This window comes from Salipiger marinus (genome assembly GCF_035481585.1).
Classification (GTDB): Bacteria; Pseudomonadota; Alphaproteobacteria; order Rhodobacterales; family Rhodobacteraceae; genus Salipiger; species Salipiger marinus.
In genome coordinates, this window is record NZ_JAYKSL010000001.1 from 444,123 (window position 1) to 461,546 (window position 17,424).

The window sequence follows — 17,424 nt, forward strand, 5'->3', positions numbered from 1 at the left end:
GGCGCCGCTGCAACGCTCAGGATTTTTGCGGCAGCAGCGCCTTCAGGTCATAAAGCGCCTGCAGCGCCTCGCGCGGGCTCATCTCGTCGGGCAGCAGCCCGGCAAGGCGGCTTTCCACCTCTGACGGGGCGGCAGGGGCCTGAGGGGCGGGGGCGGCCCGCGCCACGGCGGAAAACAGCGGCAGATCGTCGATCAGCGCCTTGGGCGAGATGCGGTCGCGGTCGCCCTTTTCCAGCGCGTCCAGCACGCTGCGGGCGCGGGTGATCACCGGCTTCGGCAGACCGGCCAGCTGCGCCACCTGCACGCCATAGGACCGGTCGGCGGCGCCGGGGCGCAGTTCATGCAGGAAGATCACCTCGCCCTCCCATTCCTTGACGGCGACGGTGGCGTTTTCCACGCCCTCCAGCTTGCCCGCCAGCACGGTCAGTTCGCGGTAATGCGTGGCGAATAGCCCGCGCACCTTGTTCACCCCGTGCAGATGCTCCAGCGTGGCCCATGCGATCGACAGCCCGTCCCATGTGGCGGTGCCGCGCCCGATTTCGTCAAGGATGACCAGCGCGCGGTCATCGGCCTGATTGAGAATGGCGGCGGTTTCCACCATCTCCACCATGAAGGTGGAGCGCCCGCGTGCCAGATCGTCAGAGGCGCCGACGCGGCTGAAAATCTGGCTGACCAGACCCAGATGCGCCGATTTCGCCGGCACCCAGGATCCCATCTGCGCCAAGAGGGCAATCAGCGCGTTCTGCCGCAGGAAGGTGGATTTGCCCGCCATGTTCGGCCCGGTCAGCAGGCAGAGCGCTGCGCCATCCGGGGCCGCGTTCAGTGCGCAGTCATTGGCGATGAAAGGCGCGCCGCCCTGCTTGGCCAGCGCGCGTTCCACCACCGGGTGACGGCCCGCCCGGATGTCAAAGGCGCGGCTGTCATCGACGCGGGGGCGGCACCAGCCCTCGGCCCGGGCCAGATCGGCAAGCCCAAGGCACAGGTCGAATTCCGCCAGCGCCTGCCCGGTTTCCGAAATCTGCGGTGCCTGTTCCAGCACGGCGGCTTTCAGCCCGTCATAAAGCCGCTTTTCGATCTGCAGCGCCTCGTTGCCCGCGTTCAGGATGCGGGTTTCCAGATCGGACAGTTCCACCGTGGTAAAGCGCACCTGATTGGCGGTGGTCTGGCGGTGGATGAACAGATCCGACAGCGGCTGCGACAACATCTTTTCCGCGTGGGTCGCAGTGGTTTCGATGAAATAGCCCAGCACGTTGTTGTGCTTGATCTTCAGCGAGGACACGCCCGCATGGTCGGCATAGCGCGCCTGCAGGGCTGCCACCACGCCCCGGCCTTCGTCCCGCAGCAGCCGCGCCTCGTCCAGCGCGCTGTCATGACCCGGCGCGATGAAGCCGCCATCACGCACCAGCAGCGGCGGTTCGGCGACCAGCGCCGCATCCAGCAGCTCGATCAGCGCGTCATGCCCGGTCAGCGCCTGCCGCGCCTCGTCCAGCAGCGGGGGCAGGGCGGATCCGTCCAGCATCGCCGCAATGTCTTCGCCCTGGATCAGCGCGTTGCGCAGGGCGGCCAGATCGCGCGGGCCACCCCGGTCCAGCCCCAGCCGCGACAGGGCACGGTCCAGATCGGGCACCTTGCGCAGGCTCTGGCGCAGGGCCGCGGCCTGCGGCGTCTCCATCGCCCAGTCCACCGCCTGCAGCCGCGCCTCGATCACCGCCAGACTGCGCGACGGCGAGGACAGCCGCCGTTCCAGCAGCCGCGCGCCGCCGGTGGTCACCGTGCGGTCGATCACCGACAGCAGCGATCCGGCCCGCCCGCCATTCAGCGAATGGGTCAGTTCCAGATTGCGCCGGGTCGAGGCGTCGATCTGCAGCAGGTTCGACACCGCGTCACGCTGCGGCGCGCGCAGAAGCGGCAGGCGGCCTTTCTGCGTGATGTCGAGGTAATCGACCACGGCGCCCATGGCCGACAGTTCCTCGCGGCCAAAGCTGCCGAAGCCCGCCAGCGTCTGCACGCCAAAGAGGCGGCGCAGCCGGTCCTCGGCCCCGGCGGAATCGAACGAGGCGGCGCCGAGCAGGGTGGGCACGATGCCCAGATCCGACAGCACGGCGCGCAGATCCTCCTCCACCGCGTCGGTGGTCAGCAGTTCCGACGGCGCAAGCCGCGCCAGTTCCGCGCCGATCCGCGCCCGGCCAAGCGGCATCACGTGAAACGCGCCGGTGGAAATATCGGCCCAGCTCAGCGCCCAGTCGTCGCGCACCCGGCCAAGCGCGGCAAGGTAGTTGTGGCGCCGCGCCTCCAGCAGCGATTCCTCGGTCAGGGTGCCGGGGGTGACCAGCCGCACCACCTCGCGCCGGACCACGGATTTGGCGCCGCGCTTCTTGGCCTCGGCGGGGCTTTCCATCTGTTCGCAGACCGCCACGCGAAACCCCTTGCGGATCAGCGTCAGCAGATAGCCTTCGGCGGCATGGATCGGCACGCCGCACATGGGGATGTCATCACCCGCATGTTTGCCGCGCTTGGTCAGGGCGATGTCCAGCGCCTCGGCGGCGGCGGCGGCATCGTCAAAGAACATCTCGTAGAAATCGCCCATGCGGTAGAACAGCAGCGCGTCGGGATACTGCGCCTTGATCTCCAGATACTGCGCCATCATCGGTGTGGCTGCGGTCATGTCGCCCCCCTGTCCTGTGCGGGGCAGGCATAGCAAAGCCGCGCGCCCGGGTGAAAGGCCCAAATCGGGCCGGTTGAGCGCCGCGTGCCGCTGCGGTAAGAGCAACGACGCTCGTATCGGAGGAGGGGCCGCGCATGACGAAACCGAAATTCACCCGTGAAGAGGCGCTGGCCTTCCATCTGGAGCCGGTGCCGGGCAAGTGGGAAGTGCAGGCGACGGTCCCGATGACCACGCAGCGCGATCTGTCGCTGGCCTATTCCCCCGGCGTGGCGGTGCCCTGTCTGGAAATCGCCGCAAATCCGGAACTCGCCTATGATTACACCAACAAGGGCAACCTTGTCGCGGTGATCTCCAACGGCACGGCGGTGCTGGGTCTGGGCAATCTGGGCGCGCTGGGGTCGAAGCCGGTGATGGAAGGCAAGTCGGTGCTGTTCAAGCGCTTTGCCGACGTGAATTCCATCGACATCGAACTGGATACCGAAGACCCGGATGAATTCTGCCGTGCGGTGCGGCTGATGGGGCCGACCTTTGGCGGCATCAACCTTGAAGACATCAAGGCGCCCGAATGTTTCATCATCGAACAGCGCCTCAAGGAAGAGATGGACATCCCCGTCTTCCATGACGACCAGCATGGCACGGCGGTGATCTGCGCGGCGGGTCTGATCAACGCGCTGCATCTGAGCGGCAAAAAGATCGAAGATGTGCGCATCGTGCTGAACGGCGCGGGCGCGGCGGGCATCGCCTGTCTGGAACTGCTGAAATCCATGGGCGCGCGGCATGAGAACTGCATCATGTGCGACACCAAGGGCGTGATCTGGCAGGGCCGAACCGAGGGCATGAACCAGTGGAAATCCGCCCATGCGGTCGCCACCGAACTGCGCACGCTGGAAGAGGCGATGGTGGGTGCGGATGTGTTCCTTGGCGTGTCGGCCAAGGGCGCGGTGACGCAGGACATGGTGGCGAGCATGGCCGACAATCCGGTCATCTTCGCCATGGCCAATCCCGATCCCGAAATCACCCCGGAAGAGGCGCATGAGGTGCGGGTGGATGCCATCGTCGCCACCGGGCGCAGCGACTATCCCAATCAGGTGAACAACGTTCTGGGCTTTCCCTACCTGTTCCGCGGCGCGCTGGACGTGCATGCGCGGGCCATCAATGACGAGATGAAGATCGCCTGCGCCCGCGCGCTGGCGGAACTGGCGCGCGAGGATGTGCCGGACGAGGTGGCGCTGGCCTATGGCCGGGCGCTGACCTTCGGGCGGGATTACATCATTCCCACGCCGTTTGACCCCCGGCTGATCTACCGGATCCCTCCGGCGGTGGCCCGGGCCTGCATGGATACCGGCGCGGCGCGGCGGCCCATCATCGACATGGAGGCCTATGAGGCCGGGCTGAAAGGGCGGATGGATCCCACCGCCTCGATCCTGCGGTCGATCCATGCGCGGGCGCGGCAGGCGCAGGCGCGGATGATCTTTGCCGAAGGTGACGACCCGCGCGTGCTGCGCGCCGCCGTCAGCTATCAGCGCAACGGGCTGGGCAAGGCGCTGGTGGTCGGGCGCGAGGCCGATGTGCGCGCCAAGCTGGAAGCCACCGGGCTTGGCGATGCCGTGCGCGAGCTGGAGGTGGTGAACGCCGCCAACACCCGCCATCTGGAGACCTACAAGGCGCTGCTGTACCAGCGCCTGCAGCGCAAGGGGTATGACCGGCAGGACGTGCACCGGCTGGCGGCGCGCGACCGGCATGTGTTCGGGGCGCTGATGCTGGCGCATGGCCATGGCGACGGGCTGGTGACCGGGGCCACGCGCAAATCGGCGCATGTGCTGGAGCTGATCAACCATGTCTTTGATGCCGATGCCGAACATGGCGCGGTGGGGGTGACGGCGCTGCTGCACAAGGGCCGGATCGTGCTGATTTCCGACACGCTGGTGCATGAATGGCCGGAATCCGAGGATCTGGCCAATATCGCCTGCCGCGCCGCTGATGTGGCGCGCCATCTGGGACTGGAGCCGCGGGTGGCCTTCGTGTCCTTCTCGACCTTCGGCTATCCGGTCTCCGAGCGGGCGCAGAAGATGCATCTGGCGCCGAAGGTGCTGGACGCGCGCGGGGTGGATTTCGAATATGAGGGCGAGATGGCGGTGGATGTGGCGCTGAACCGGCGCGCGCAGGACAGCTATCCCTTCCAGCGGCTGACGGGGCCCGCCAATATCCTTGTGGTGCCGGCGCGGCATTCGGCCTCGATCTCGGTCAAGCTGATGCAGGAAATGGGTGGCGCCACGGTGATCGGGCCGATCCTGACCGGGGTCGACAGTTCGATCCAGATCTGCTCGACCAACATGACGGCGAATGACATTCTGAACATGGCGGTGCTGGCGGCCTGCAAGATCGGCTGACGGCGCCTTTGGCTGCCGCCGGAGCCTCCGGCGGGAGTTTTTCTGGCAAGATGAAGGGGCAGGGAATGGCCATCTACAATCTGGGGTCGATCAACGCCGACCTGACCTACCGCGTGCCGCATCTGCCCGCGCCGGGGGAAACGCTGGGCGCGCGGTCGATGACGCGGGGGCTTGGCGGCAAGGGCGCCAACATGTCGGTGGCGGCGGCGCGTGCAGGCGCCCGGGTGGTGCATCTGGGCGCCGTGGGCCGCGATGGCGGCTGGATGATCGACCGGATGCTGGAATATGGCGTCGACACCCGCCGCATTGCCGTGCTGGACGATCCGTCGGGCCATGCGGTCATCGCGGTGGAGGATGCGGGCGAAAACCTGATCCTGCTGTTCGCCGGGGCCAACCGCTGCATCGCCCCGGAGAGCATCGCCGAGGCGCTGGAAGGCGCGGGGCCGGAGGATCTGTTCGTGTGCCAGAACGAGACCAACGCGCAGCGCGACGGGGCAGAGCTGGCCTCCGCCCGCGGGCTGCGGGTGGCCTATGCTGCGGCGCCCTTTGATGCCGAAGCGGTGACGGCGGTGCTGCCGCTGCTGGATCTGCTGGTGCTGAACGAGGTGGAGGCGCAGCAGTTGCAGGCCGCCACCGGGCGGACGCCGGAAACCCTGCCGGTGCGCGACGTGGTGGTGACGCTGGGGGCCAAGGGCTGCCGCTGGATCAACACCGACACCGGCACGACGCGGGATTTTGCCGCGCTGAAGGTGACGCCGGTGGACACGACCGGGGCGGGCGACACCTTCACCGGCTATCTGCTGGCGGGGCTCGACCGGGGGCTGCCGATGCCCACGGCGCTGGAGATGGCGCAGCGGGCGGCGGCGCTGATGGTGACGCGCTATGGCACCGCCGATGTGATCCCCGACCTGAAAGAGGTCACCGAACACCGTTTCTGAGCGGCAAAACCGCGTCAAGGCGCGGAAAAGCCTGAGTTTTACCCGGCCCGCGGTTCCCCCTGCGGGCCGGATTTTTTATGGCCGTGAAGAATTTGTCGTACATTTTCGAAAAATTTTCGTCACCGGTGAAACTCTGTTTCTCGCGCCTGCGTGTCTACGGATGTCACGTGAGACGCTGCCGGGACTGTTTGTCGGTGTGTTGGTTTGCTGGTGTGCGGGTGTGTTTGAGGTGTGTTTGCGATGTGTCGGGTTGGCGCGGTGAAGGCCGGACCCGGGTGGTTGGTAAAGGATCGGGCACGCTTGGGTGACATGGTGAAGGTCACGACCTTCCTGCGAAGAAAGCCGCTCCTGTCTGGTGTCAGTGCTGTGTGTAAGGGGTAGTTGGGGTGGTGCCCGGACCGTCGTGTATGAGTGAGAGTTTGGTTATGTCTGACGGTCCGGTTCGCGGGGACGGTGATGGTAAGAATTCAGGTCTCGCCGTTTGGTGACCGAGGTAGAGGCTTATCAGCGTAACCCCACAAGGTAAGTCTCTGAGCCGCCCCCATGCCGTGAATGGGGGCGGCTCGTTTTTTGTTGGTATTTCAAGATGACGGCGGACCGGATCCGCCAAGGAGGGCCGGGTGGCGCAGCAGATGCGCCGCCCGGCCTTAGATGTCAGCCTTTCAACCGGCGGTTGCGCGCGGCCAGCAGTTTCAGCCGCAGCGCGTTCAGCTGGATGAAGCCCTTGGCGTCCTGCTGGTCATAGGCGCCCGCGTCATCCTCGAAGGTGACATGCGCCTCGGAATAAAGCGACTGGTCCGACCAGCGCGCCACGGTGCGGGCGGATCCCTTGTAAAGCTGCACGCGCACGGTGCCGCTGACATGCTCCTGGCTCTTGTCGATCAGCGCCTGCAGCATCTCGCGTTCGGGGCTGAACCAGAAGCCGTTATAGATCAGTTCCGCATAGCGCGGCATGATCGAATCCTTCAGGTGGCCCGCGCCGCTGTCCAGCGTGATCTGTTCGATGCCACGATGCGCCTCCAGCAGGATGGTGCCGCCCGGGGTTTCATAGATGCCGCGCGATTTCATGCCGACGAAGCGGTTTTCCACCAGATCGAGCCGCCCGACGCCATGCTTGCCGCCCAGCTCGTTGAGCCGGGTCAGGATGGTGGCGGGCGACAGCGCCTCGCCATTGATCGCGACCGCGTCGCCCTTTTCGAAGGTGATCTCCACCAGCTCGGGCGTGTCGGGCGCGGTCAGCGGATCGACGGTGCGCTGGTAGACGTAATCGGGGGCTTCTTCCGCCGGATCCTCCAGCACGCGGCCCTCCGAAGACGTGTGCAGCAGGTTCGCATCCACCGAGAACGGCGCCTCGCCGCGCTTGTTCTTGGCGATCGGAATCTGGTTCTGCTCGGCAAAGTCGATGAGCTTGGTGCGCGAGGTCAGATCCCACAGCCGCCACGGCGCGATCACCTTGATGTCGGGGTTCAGCGCATAGGCGGCCAGTTCGAACCGCACCTGATCATTGCCCTTGCCGGTGGCACCATGGGCGACGGCATCGGCGCCGCAGGCGGCGGCGATTTCCACCAGCCGCTTGGAAATCAGCGGGCGCGCGATGGAGGTGCCCAGCAGATACAGCCCCTCATAAAGCGCGTTGGCGCGGAACATCGGGAAGACGAAATCGCGCACGAATTCCTCGCGCAGATCCTCGATATGGATCTCCGTGGCGCCCATCATTTCCGCCTTGGCGCGGGCGGGCTCCAGTTCCTCGCCCTGGCCAAGATCGGCGGTAAAGGTGACAACCTCGCAACCGTATTCGGTCTGCAGCCATTTCAGGATGATCGAGGTGTCGAGGCCACCGGAATAGGCCAAAACGACTTTCTTGGGCGCGGACATGGGCATTTCCTCTGGGTTGGACTGGGCACGCGGCTTACTGCCTTTTGGCGCAGGGGGCAAGGATCGCCCGTTGACCTGCGGATGTCATGTGCTAGCCCTCGATCCAGCAGACAGGAAAGGGCGAACATGACGGGGTGGCGCATTTTCGTCCATTCGGTGCGGATGGTGGTGGACAATCTTGGCACGGCGCTGCGCCTGTCACTGGTGCTGTATCTGGTGCAGGTGGCGGCGCAGGTGCAAGCCTATATTGGGCCGGTCGATCCGGCCCAGCTTCCCGACGACATGGGACCGGGGCTGACGCAACTGGTTCTGACGCTGCTGGCGGCGGTGGCCAGCCTGTGGATCGCGGTGGGCTGGCACCGTTTCGTGCTGACCGGAGAGCCGCCCGCGGGCCTGCTGCCGCGCTGGCACGGGTCGGCGATCCTGTCCTATCTCTGGCGGTCCATCAAGATCGGCCTGCTGATCGTGCTGGCGCTGATGGTGGCGGGGCTGGTGGTGACGCTGGTCGCGCTGGCGCTGGGGCCGCAGGTGGCGGCGGTGTTCGGCTTCGGGCTGGTGGGGCTGGGCAGTTTCCTGTTCTTCCGCATGGGGCTGGTGCTGCCCGCCGCGGCGCTGGGGCTGCCGCTGTCGGTGCGCGAGGCGTGGCGCGCCACCAAACGTGATGACGGCGCGGTGATCACGCTGGCCTTTCTGGTGATTGGCGGCAGCCTGCTGATCGAGCTTCCGGCGATGATCGACGGCGGATCCGCCACCACGGTCAGCCTGATCTATGGCGTGGTGGTGAACTGGTTCGCCACGATGATCGGCATTTCCATCCTCACCTCGCTTTACGGCCATTTCATCGAAGGCCGCCCCATCGACTAGGCTTGCGAAGCGGCGCGTAATCGGTCACGCCTCTGTCATGACAGATTTTCTGGACCATGCCCGCGCCGCGACCGCCGAAATGCGCTCGGTCTTCCCCGAGACGCCCTTGCTGCGCAATGCCCATCTCAGCGACCTTTACGGCGCCGATATCTGGCTGAAGCGCGAGGATCTGTCGCCGGTGCGCAGCTACAAGCTGCGCGGCGCCTTCAACGCGATGCGCAAGCGGCTGGACAAGGATCTGTTCGTCTGCGCCAGCGCTGGCAATCACGCGCAGGGCGTCGCCTATATGTGCCGCCATTTCGGCAAGCGCGGCGTCATCTTCATGCCGGTGACAACGCCGCAGCAGAAAATCCAGAAAACCCGCATCTTTGGCGGCGATGCCATCGAGATCCGTCTGATCGGCGATTATTTCGATGACTGCCTGCGCGCCGCGCAGGCCTTCTGTGTCGAGGCGGGGGGGCATTTCCTGTCGCCCTTCGACGATGCCGACGTGATCGAGGGGCAGGCCAGTGTCGGGGTCGAGATCGAGACGCAGCTTGGCCGTGCGCCCGACCATCTGGTGATTCCGGTGGGCGGCGGCGGGCTGGGCGCCGGGCTGCTGAGCCAGTTCGGCATGCGCTCCGGCTACACCTTCGTGGAACCGTCGGGCGGCGCCTGCCTGCGCGCCGCGCTGGAGGCGGGGCAGCCGGTGACGCTGCCGCGGGTCGACACCTTTGCCGATGGCGCCGCCGTGGCGCGGATCGGCGCGCGCACTTTCGAGGTGTTGAAGGATGTGGGGCTGGCCAACACGCTTGCCCTCAGCGAGGACCGGCTCTGCACCACCATTCTGGAGATGCTCAATGTCGAGGGCATCGTGCTGGAGCCTGCGGGCGCGCTGGCCATCGACGCGCTGAAGGATCTGGGGCAGGCCATCCGGGGCCGCACCGTGGTCTGCATCACCTCGGGCGGCAATTTCGATTTCGAACGCCTGCCCGAGGTCAAGGAGCGGGCGCAGCGCTATTCCGGGGTGAAGAAATATTTCATCCTGCGTCTGCCGCAGCGGCCCGGCGCGCTGAAGGATTTCCTGAATTTCCTCGGCCCCGAAGACGACATCGCGCGGTTTGAATACCTGAAGAAATCCGCGCGCAATTTCGGGTCGGTGCTGATTGGCATCGAAACCAGCGATCCCGGTCATTTCAAGCGCCTGTTCGACGCGCTGGATGCCCATGGCTACACCTATCGGGACATCACCGATGACGAGGTTCTGGCGCAGTTCGTGATCTGACACGGCGGTCACGCGGCCAGATGCTGCGGCAGATCCGTCAGGAAATGCGCCTTTGAGCGGGCATAGGCGGCCAGAATCTCGGGCACATCCACCGCCATGTCCGCCGCAGCGGCCTGCTCTCCGGTGCTGCAGAGTTCGGAAAGCGCCCTGAAACCCAGATTGAGCGCGCTGCCCTTCAGGAAATGCAGCGCGGCGGCCAGCGACTCTGGCTGGGCCTGCAGCAGGGGCAGCTGTGCAAGCGTGGCTTCGACTTCTGTCATGAACAGCTGCACCACCTCTTCAAAATCGTCGGGCCCGATTTCCCGCCGCAGTTCCGTGACCCTGTGCCAGTCGATCATGGGACACCTCCAGTCCCTGCAGCCTAGCGCCAAATCCTGAACAAAGGCTTTTTGCCTTTCCGGCCCCGGCCTGTCCGCGGCTAAAGTCCCCGTTAAGGTCCTGTGGTCTAGGGTGGCGGGAGTTCCGGCCAGACAGGAGATCCCGTGCTGCCCCATGCCTATGACAGTGCCGCAGCCGGGGAAGCCACCGGCCAGATCCGCCGCATTCTTGTGGTGGATGACAGCCAGATGCAGCGGCGGATCCTGTGTGCCATGCTGCGGCAATGGGGGTTCGAGGTGTGGCAGGCCGACAGTGGCGAGGCGGCGCTGCGGCTCTGCGCCGACCTGCTGCCCGATGCGGTGCTGTCGGACTGGATGATGCCGGGCATGGACGGGCTGGATTTCTGCCGCCGTTTCCGCGCGCTGCAGCGCGACAGCTACGGCTATTTCATCCTGCTCACCTCCAAGAGCGACAAGGGAGAGATTGCGCGCGGGCTGGATGCCGGGGCGGATGATTTCCTGACCAAACCCGTGGATGCCGGGGAACTGCGCGCGCGGATCAATGCCGGGGCGCGTATCCTTGCCATGCAGCGGCAGCTGTCGGACACGCTGGGCGAGTTGCGCGCGGCCTATGACGCGGTGGACCGCGACCTGCGGCAGGCCCGCACCATCCAGCAGGCGCTGGTGCCGCAGCGCAGCCGGGTGTTCGGGACATCCCGCGTCAGCCTGCTGCTGAAACCCTGCGGGCATGTGGGCGGCGATCTGGTGGGCATGTTCAGCCATTGCGACCGCAAGCTGGGGCTTTATAGCCTCGACGTGTCGGGCCATGGCATCACCTCGGCGCTGATGACGGCGCGGATCGCGGGCTATCTGGGCGGCGATTTCCCCGACCAGAACATCGCGCTGGACCGGATCCTGCAGGGCACGCTGTTCCGCCCGCCCGAAGATGTGGCGCAGCGGCTGAATGCCCGGCTTTCTGCCGATCCCGGCGTGGTGGAATATCTGACCATGGCCTATGCGGTGGCCGATCTGCAGACCGGGCGGGTCGATCTGGTGCAGGCCGGGCATCCGCCGCCGCTGCTGCTGCGGGCCGATGGCAGCACGGAATTTGTCGGGCGGGGCGGGCTGCCCATCGGGCTGATCCCGCAGGCGCGCTATGACCGGCTCAGCCTCTGGCTGAAACCGGGGGACCGTCTGCTGCTCTATTCAGACGGCATCACCGAGGCGACGCTCCGGGATGGCACGCTGCTGGATCAGGACGGGCTGCGGATGCTGGCCCGCACCTGTCAGGGCGAGGGCACGGAATATCTGGACGATCTGTTCTGGCGGCTGACCGAAGCCACCCGTCACGGCGCCCGGCTGGAGGATGACATCTCTGCCGCGCTGCTGGAATTTGCGCCGGATCAGCGCAGATAGCGCTGCAGGAAATCCCGTTCGCCCTCGTTGCTGAGCAGGCTCAGCGCGGCGGAGGGATCCATCCACAGCGCGGTATGGCCGGGTTCGGTGGGCGGCCCCAGCGGATGCACCGGATGCGCCACATAGAGCGTGCAGATCTTTTCGGCCCACAGATCGTAATCGGGCATGAAGGTGAAGCGGCGGAACACGCCCAGACGGCGCGGCGCGGCGATGCGCCAGCCGGTTTCCTCGAACACTTCGCGGTGCAGCGCGGTGATCGGCGATTCGCCGGGATCGATGCCGCCGCCGGGCATCTGGTATTCGGGCAGCGGATCCTGCTGGAACGTGACCAGCAGCGCGCCATCGCGGGGCAGCAGCGCGTAAACCCCTGGCCGCATGCGATAGCGGCGTCCGGATTGCGGTGGTTCTCCGTAGCGTGGTGTCATCCGCTGCGCTCCCCTTGGGTTCCGGGCTTGTCCTGCCTATATGGGGCCGGATATGCCAAGTTCAGGCAGATAAGGAAACCCCATGACCATCGGCAAAATCGCCTGGGACGATACCGTCCTGCCCTTTCAGTTGGATCTGTCGGACATCCGCGGTCGCGTCGCGCGGCTGGACGGGGTGCTGAACGGCATCCTTGCCCAGCATGATTACCCCGAGCCGATCGAGGCTTTGGTGGCGGAAATGACACTGCTGACCGCGCTGATCGGCGAGACCATGAAGCTGCGCTGGAAGCTGTCGCTGCAGGTGCAGACCCGCGGCGCGCTGCGCATGATCGCCACCGATTACTTCGCCCCCGAGGCCGAAGGCGAGCCCGCGCGCATCCGCGCCTATGCCAGCTATGACCCCGATCTGGTGACCAAGGCCCCGGCCTATGACCAGCTGGAGGATGGCTATTTCGCCGTTCTGATCGATCAGGGCCCCGGCACCACGCCGTATCAGGGCATCACGCCGCTGGCGGGCGGGGCGCTGGCGCGCTGCGCCGAAAGCTATTTTGCGCAGTCCGAACAGATCCCCACCCGGTTCGAGCTGAATTTCGGCAACGTGCCGCAGGCGGACGGATCCTTCCACTGGCGCGCGGGCGGCGTGATGCTGCAGCACATGCCCAAGGCCTCGCCCTTTGCGAAGGATGGCGGCACCGGCGAAGGCGGCCTGCTGCGCCCCGAGGATCTGCTGCGCGACGATGACGATGGCGAAAACTGGCGCCGCGTGAATTTCCATCTGGATACGGTGGACGAGCTGGAGCTGATCGGCCCCGATCTGCCCCCGACCGATCTGCTGGTGCGGCTCTATCACGAGGAAAACCCGCGGGTGTTCGACGCGCAGCCGGTGCGGTTCGGCTGCACCTGTTCCGAAGACCGGGTGCGGCAGTCGCTGTCGATCTATTCGGCCAAGGACATCGCGCATATGACCACGCCCGAAGGTCTGGTGACCGCTGACTGCCAGTTCTGCGGTGCGCATTACGAACTTGACCCGCAGACCGTGGGGTTCGAGGCGGACAAGTGACGACCGCTGCGGCGCAGAGTGCGGCGCTGCGCCGCGCGGTCACTGCTTCCGGGGGCGCGTCGTCGGATTTCGACCTGACGCCGGGGCTGTCGCTGCCCGCGCAGCGCCGCCTGCGCCCCGCCGGGGTGCTGGCGGGCTTCATCCCCGGGGCGGAGGGACTGGATCTGGTGCTGACCAAACGCTCCTCGCGGCTGAAGCACCATCCGGGGCAGATCGCCTTCCCCGGCGGCAAGGTCGATCCGGGTGATGCCGATGCCACCGCCGCCGCCCTGCGCGAAGCGCGCGAGGAGGTGGGTCTGCCGTCTGAACTGGTGGAGGTGCTGGGCACGCTGCCCGCCCATGAAACCGTCACCGGCTTTCTGGTGACGCCGGTGGTGGCGCTGATCCATGCCGAATTCGACACGATCGCCGAACCCGGCGAGGTGGCCGAAGTGTTCCGCGTGCCCTTCTCCCATGTGACGGATCCGTCGCGATTTCGGGTGGAATCGCGGCTCTGGCAGGGCGGGCAGCGCAAATACTGGGTGGTGCCTTACGGCCCCTACTACATCTGGGGAGCCACCGCGCGGATGCTGCGCGGGCTGGCGGAACGGATGGCGGGATGAAGGTTTCCGGAGACTGGCTGACCCGGCCCGCCACGCAGACCGTGCTGCAGATGCTGGAGGCGGGCGGGGTTCAGGCCTTTGTGGTTGGCGGCTGCGTGCGCAACGCGCTGATGGGCGTGGCGGTGGGCGATGTGGACATCGCCACCGCAGCGCCGCCGGACCGGGTGATGGAGCTGGCGCAGGAGGCGGGGCTGAAAGCCATCCCCACCGGCATCGACCATGGCACCGTGACCGTGGTGGCGGACGGCATCGGGCACGAGATCACCACCTTTCGCGCTGATACCGAAACCGACGGGCGGCGCGCGGTGGTGCGGTTTTCCTCCTCGCTGGCCGAGGATGCGGCGCGGCGCGATTTCACCATGAACGCGCTTTATGCCGATGCGCGCGGGCAGGTGGCGGATCCGCTGGGCGGTCTGCCTGATCTGGTGGCGCGGCGGGTGCGGTTCATCGGCGCGCCGCTGGACCGGATCCGCGAGGATTACCTGCGAATCCTGCGCTATTTCCGCTTTGCCGCGTGGTATGGCGACCCCGATCAGGGCTTTGACGCCGACGCGCTGGATGGCATCGCGCGCGGTCTGGACGGGATGGCGCAGCTGTCGCGCGAACGGGTGGGGCAGGAACTGCTGCGCCTGCTGGCCGCCCCCGACCCGCTGGCGGCGGTGTCGGTCATGGCGCAGACCGGCGTGCTGGCGCAGGTTCTGCCCGGCGGATCCGCCCTGAGCCTTGGTCCGCTGCTGGCCGAAGAGGCGCGGCTGGGGCTGGCCCCCGACGCGCTGCGCCGACTGGCGGTGCTGGGGGCGGACAGCCCCGATCTGCGCCTGTCGCGCGCGCAGGCGACGCGGCTTGCCCTGCTGCAGCGCCTGACCGGCAGCGCGGAACGTGCCGCCGAACTGGGCTGGCGCCACGGGCGCGACACCGCGCGTGACGTGCTGGCCCTGCGCGCCGCAAGCCTGCAGCAGCCGGTCTCCGAAGCCGATCTGCGTGCGGCTGAAATGGGAGCTGCCGCAAAATTTCCCCTCACCGCCCGCGATCTGATGCCGCGCCTGCAGGGGGCGGCGCTTGGCGCTGCCCTGCGCGCGGCAGAGGCGCGCTGGATCGCGTCGGGCTTCACCCTGACCCGGGCGCAATTACTGGACGACCTGCATGATTGATCCGCTTTACGGCTTTGTCTTCCTTGGCCTGTTTTCGCCGGGGCCGAACGTGATCCTGCTGACCACCTCGGGCGCGCGCTTCGGGCTGCGCCGCACGCTGCCGCATCTGTTCGGTGTGGTGCTGGGGGTGGGGATCACCGCCGGGCTGACCGGGCTGGGCATTGCCGCGCTGCTGAAACAGGCCCCCGCGCTGGAGCTTGCGCTGCGCATCGCGGCGGGGCTGTGGATGCTGTGGATGGCATGGGGCCTGTGGACGGCGGAGCGCCGCAAGAAGACCGAGCGGGACCGCCCCATGACCCTGCTGGAGGCAGCGCTGTTCCAGTGGATCAACCCGAAGGTCTGGGGCGTGGCGCTGGCCGCTGCCTCGGCCTATCCGGGAACCGCCGGGCCGGTCTGGGAGGCGATCCGCCTTGGCACCGCCTTTTCCGGCATCAACCTGATCTGCTGCCTGTTCTGGACCTCGGCGGGCGCGATGCTGACATGGCTTCTGACCACACCGGCGGCATGGCGCCTGTTCACCCGCGTCATGGCGGTGGCTCTTGGCAGCTTTTCCGTCATGGTGTTCCTGTAGACCCGGCGCCAGCCGCCCCCAGAATTCAGGACAATGTGATGTTCCGCCGTTTTGAAAACATGGTGGATCCGTATGTGGACTATCCGCCCACGGACCGCCCTCCGACCCGTCTTCTGCCGTTCCTGCTGGATTACGCGCAGCCCTTCCGCGCCGTGTTCATCTGGGCGGCGCTCTTGGCCGTGCTGGTGGCCGGGGTCGAGATCGGGCTGATCTGGGCCATGGGCTGGGTCGTCGACATTCTGGGCGGCGATCCGGCGCAGGTCTGGGCGGATCACGGCTGGACGCTTATCGGGCTGGGCGCCTTCATCCTGATCCTGCGCCCGCTGATCCAGGGGCTGGACGTGCTGGTGCTGAACAATGCCATCATGCCCAATTTTGGCACGCTGGTGCGCTGGCGGGCCCATGCGCAGGTGTTGCGCCAGTCGGTCGGCTGGTTCGAAAACGACTTTGCCGGGCGCATCGCCAACCGCATCATGCAGACGCCCCCCGCCGCGGGCGAGGCGGTGTTTCAGGTGTTCGACGCCATCGCCTTTTCCATCGCCTATCTGGTGGGGGCGATGATCGTGCTGGGGGATGCCGATCTGCGGCTGATGATCCCGCTGGCGCTGTGGCTCGTGCTTTATGCCGTGCTGATGCGCTGGACCATCGCGCGGGTCGGCCCCGCCTCCAAGGCGGCATCGGACGCGCGCAGCTTCGTGACGGGCCGCGTGGTCGATGCCTATACCAACATCCATTCGGTCAAGATGTTCGCGCAGGACCGGCAGGAGCTGGACTATGCCAAGGAGGCGATCGAACAGGCGCGCCAGACCTTCCAGACCGAGATGCGGCTTTATACGCTGATGGATGTGGGACTGATGCTGCTCAATGGCCTGCTGATCGTGGGCGTGGTGGGCTGGGCGCTGGCGCTGTGGATGCAGGGATCCGCCAGCGTGGGGGCGGTGGCCGCCGCCACCGCGCTGACCCTGCGGCTGAACGCCATGACCGGCTGGATCATGTGGGCGCTGACCACGTTTTTCCGCCAGCTTGGCGTGGTGGCCGAGGGGATGGAAACCATCTCCCAGCCCATCACGCTGGTCGATGCGCCCGGTGCCAAGCCGCTGGTGCTGACGCGGGGAGAGATCGCGCTGAAGGATCTCAGCCACCATTACGGGCGCGACCGGGGCGGGCTGGATCACATCAGCCTGACCATTCCGCCGGGGCAGAAGATCGGTCTGGTGGGCCGGTCGGGCGCCGGGAAAACCACGCTGGTGAAGCTGCTGCTGCGGTTTTACGACCCGGAATCGGGACGGATCCTGCTGGACGGGCAGGACGTCACCGCCGTGACGCAGGACAGCCTGCGCCGCCAGATCGGCATGGTCCAGCAGGACAGCACGCTGCTGCACCGCTCGGTCCGCGACAACATCCTTTATGGCCGCCCCGGCGCCACCGAAGAGCAGATGATCGCCGCCGCGAAACAGGCGCAGGCGCATGAGTTCATCCTGACGCTGGCCGATCCGCAGGGGCGCACCGGCTATGACGCGCATGTGGGCGAACGCGGCGTGAAACTGTCCGGCGGGCAGCGGCAGCGCGTGGCGCTGGCCCGCGTCATCCTGAAGGACGCGCCGATCCTGCTGCTGGACGAGGCAACCTCGGCGCTCGATTCCGAGGTGGAGGCGGCGATTCAGGACACGCTTTATGGCATGATGCGGGGCAAGACGGTGATCGCCATCGCGCACCGGCTGTCGACCATCGCGCAGATGGACCGGATTCTGGTGATGGATCAGGGCCGGATCGTCGAAGATGGCAGCCATGACGCGCTTCTGGCGCAAGGCGGGCTATATGCCGGGTTCTGGGCCCGCCAGTCTGGCGGGTTCCTTGACCCCGATACGCAGGACAGCTGACCCCGC

Annotated in this window: 14 protein-coding genes; 10 read left to right on the forward strand and 4 right to left on the reverse strand. The window is 66.7% G+C overall.

Annotated elements, in window-relative coordinates:
- Positions 1-16 precede the first annotated feature (16 nt).
- Positions 17-2,665 carry a DNA mismatch repair protein MutS gene (gene mutS / locus VK682_RS02270; protein ID WP_230794905.1) on the reverse strand — a complete coding sequence of 883 codons (2,649 nt, stop codon included), beginning with the start codon at positions 2,663-2,665 and terminating at the stop codon, positions 17-19.
- A gap of 134 nt (positions 2,666-2,799) precedes the next feature.
- Between mutS and VK682_RS02275 the strand changes: the two genes are divergently transcribed.
- Together VK682_RS02275 and VK682_RS02280 are read left to right on the forward strand one after the other, a co-directional pair.
- Entirely contained in the window at positions 2,800-5,055 is a 2,256-nt protein-coding gene (locus VK682_RS02275) for an NADP-dependent malic enzyme (RefSeq protein WP_089847526.1), read from the forward strand.
- Between the two features lie 65 nt (positions 5,056-5,120).
- On the forward strand, positions 5,121-5,993 hold the full coding sequence (locus VK682_RS02280; RefSeq protein WP_089847528.1) for a ribokinase: 873 nt from the start codon (positions 5,121-5,123) through the stop codon (positions 5,991-5,993).
- Between the two features lie 654 nt (positions 5,994-6,647).
- Here VK682_RS02280 and VK682_RS02285 read toward each other — a convergent pair.
- Complete coding sequence (locus tag VK682_RS02285; RefSeq protein WP_230794906.1) at positions 6,648-7,868, reverse strand: argininosuccinate synthase; 1,221 nt, start codon at positions 7,866-7,868, stop codon at positions 6,648-6,650.
- Positions 7,869-7,994: 126 nt separating this feature from the next.
- On the opposite strand from VK682_RS02285, the gene VK682_RS02290 reads away from it, so the two are divergent.
- Positions 7,995-8,732: a hypothetical protein gene (locus VK682_RS02290; RefSeq protein ID WP_230794908.1), complete on the forward strand. Its 738-nt coding sequence runs from the start codon at positions 7,995-7,997 to the stop codon at positions 8,730-8,732.
- A gap of 37 nt (positions 8,733-8,769) precedes the next feature.
- Positions 8,770-9,996 carry a threonine ammonia-lyase IlvA gene (gene ilvA / locus VK682_RS02295; protein ID WP_230794909.1) on the forward strand — a complete coding sequence of 409 codons (1,227 nt, stop codon included), beginning with the start codon at positions 8,770-8,772 and terminating at the stop codon, positions 9,994-9,996.
- Positions 9,997-10,004: 8 nt separating this feature from the next.
- On the opposite strand, the gene VK682_RS02300 is transcribed toward ilvA, so the two are convergent.
- Positions 10,005-10,334, reverse strand: coding sequence for an Hpt domain-containing protein (locus VK682_RS02300; protein WP_230794913.1), 330 nt, complete (start codon positions 10,332-10,334; stop codon positions 10,005-10,007).
- Between the two features lie 144 nt (positions 10,335-10,478).
- Between VK682_RS02300 and VK682_RS02305 the strand changes: the two genes are divergently transcribed.
- Positions 10,479-11,729, forward strand: a complete 1,251-nt coding sequence (locus tag VK682_RS02305) for a PP2C family protein-serine/threonine phosphatase (protein WP_230794914.1) — start codon at positions 10,479-10,481, stop codon at positions 11,727-11,729.
- Here VK682_RS02305 and VK682_RS02310 read toward each other — a convergent pair.
- A complete protein-coding gene (locus VK682_RS02310) occupies positions 11,717-12,154 on the reverse strand; it encodes an NUDIX hydrolase (RefSeq protein WP_089847539.1) in 438 nt (145 codons plus the stop codon). The two genes, VK682_RS02305 and VK682_RS02310, sit on opposite strands and share 13 nt — an antisense overlap.
- A gap of 82 nt (positions 12,155-12,236) precedes the next feature.
- Here VK682_RS02310 and hslO point away from each other — a divergent pair, with 82 nt between their 5' ends.
- Genes hslO through VK682_RS02335 form a run of 5 tightly spaced genes read left to right on the forward strand, consistent with a single transcriptional unit; the run spans position 12,237 to position 17,418 of the window.
- Complete coding sequence (gene hslO / locus VK682_RS02315) at positions 12,237-13,214, forward strand: Hsp33 family molecular chaperone HslO (protein WP_089847541.1); 978 nt, start codon at positions 12,237-12,239, stop codon at positions 13,212-13,214.
- On the forward strand, positions 13,211-13,816 hold the full coding sequence (locus VK682_RS02320; protein WP_230794916.1) for a CoA pyrophosphatase: 606 nt from the start codon (positions 13,211-13,213) through the stop codon (positions 13,814-13,816). The genes hslO and VK682_RS02320 overlap by 4 nt, the downstream gene beginning before the upstream one ends.
- On the forward strand, positions 13,813-14,967 hold the full coding sequence (locus VK682_RS02325; protein ID WP_230794917.1) for a CCA tRNA nucleotidyltransferase: 1,155 nt from the start codon (positions 13,813-13,815) through the stop codon (positions 14,965-14,967). Before VK682_RS02320 ends, VK682_RS02325 begins: the two co-directional genes overlap by 4 nt.
- Positions 14,960-15,538, forward strand: coding sequence for a LysE family translocator (locus VK682_RS02330; protein WP_230794918.1), 579 nt, complete (start codon positions 14,960-14,962; stop codon positions 15,536-15,538). The genes VK682_RS02325 and VK682_RS02330 overlap by 8 nt, the downstream gene beginning before the upstream one ends.
- 38 nt (positions 15,539-15,576) lie before the next feature.
- The gene (locus VK682_RS02335) at positions 15,577-17,418 is read left to right on the forward strand and encodes an ABC transporter ATP-binding protein (RefSeq protein WP_230794919.1); all 1,842 of its coding nucleotides are present in this window, start codon (positions 15,577-15,579) and stop codon (positions 17,416-17,418) included.
- Positions 17,419-17,424 lie beyond the last annotated feature (6 nt).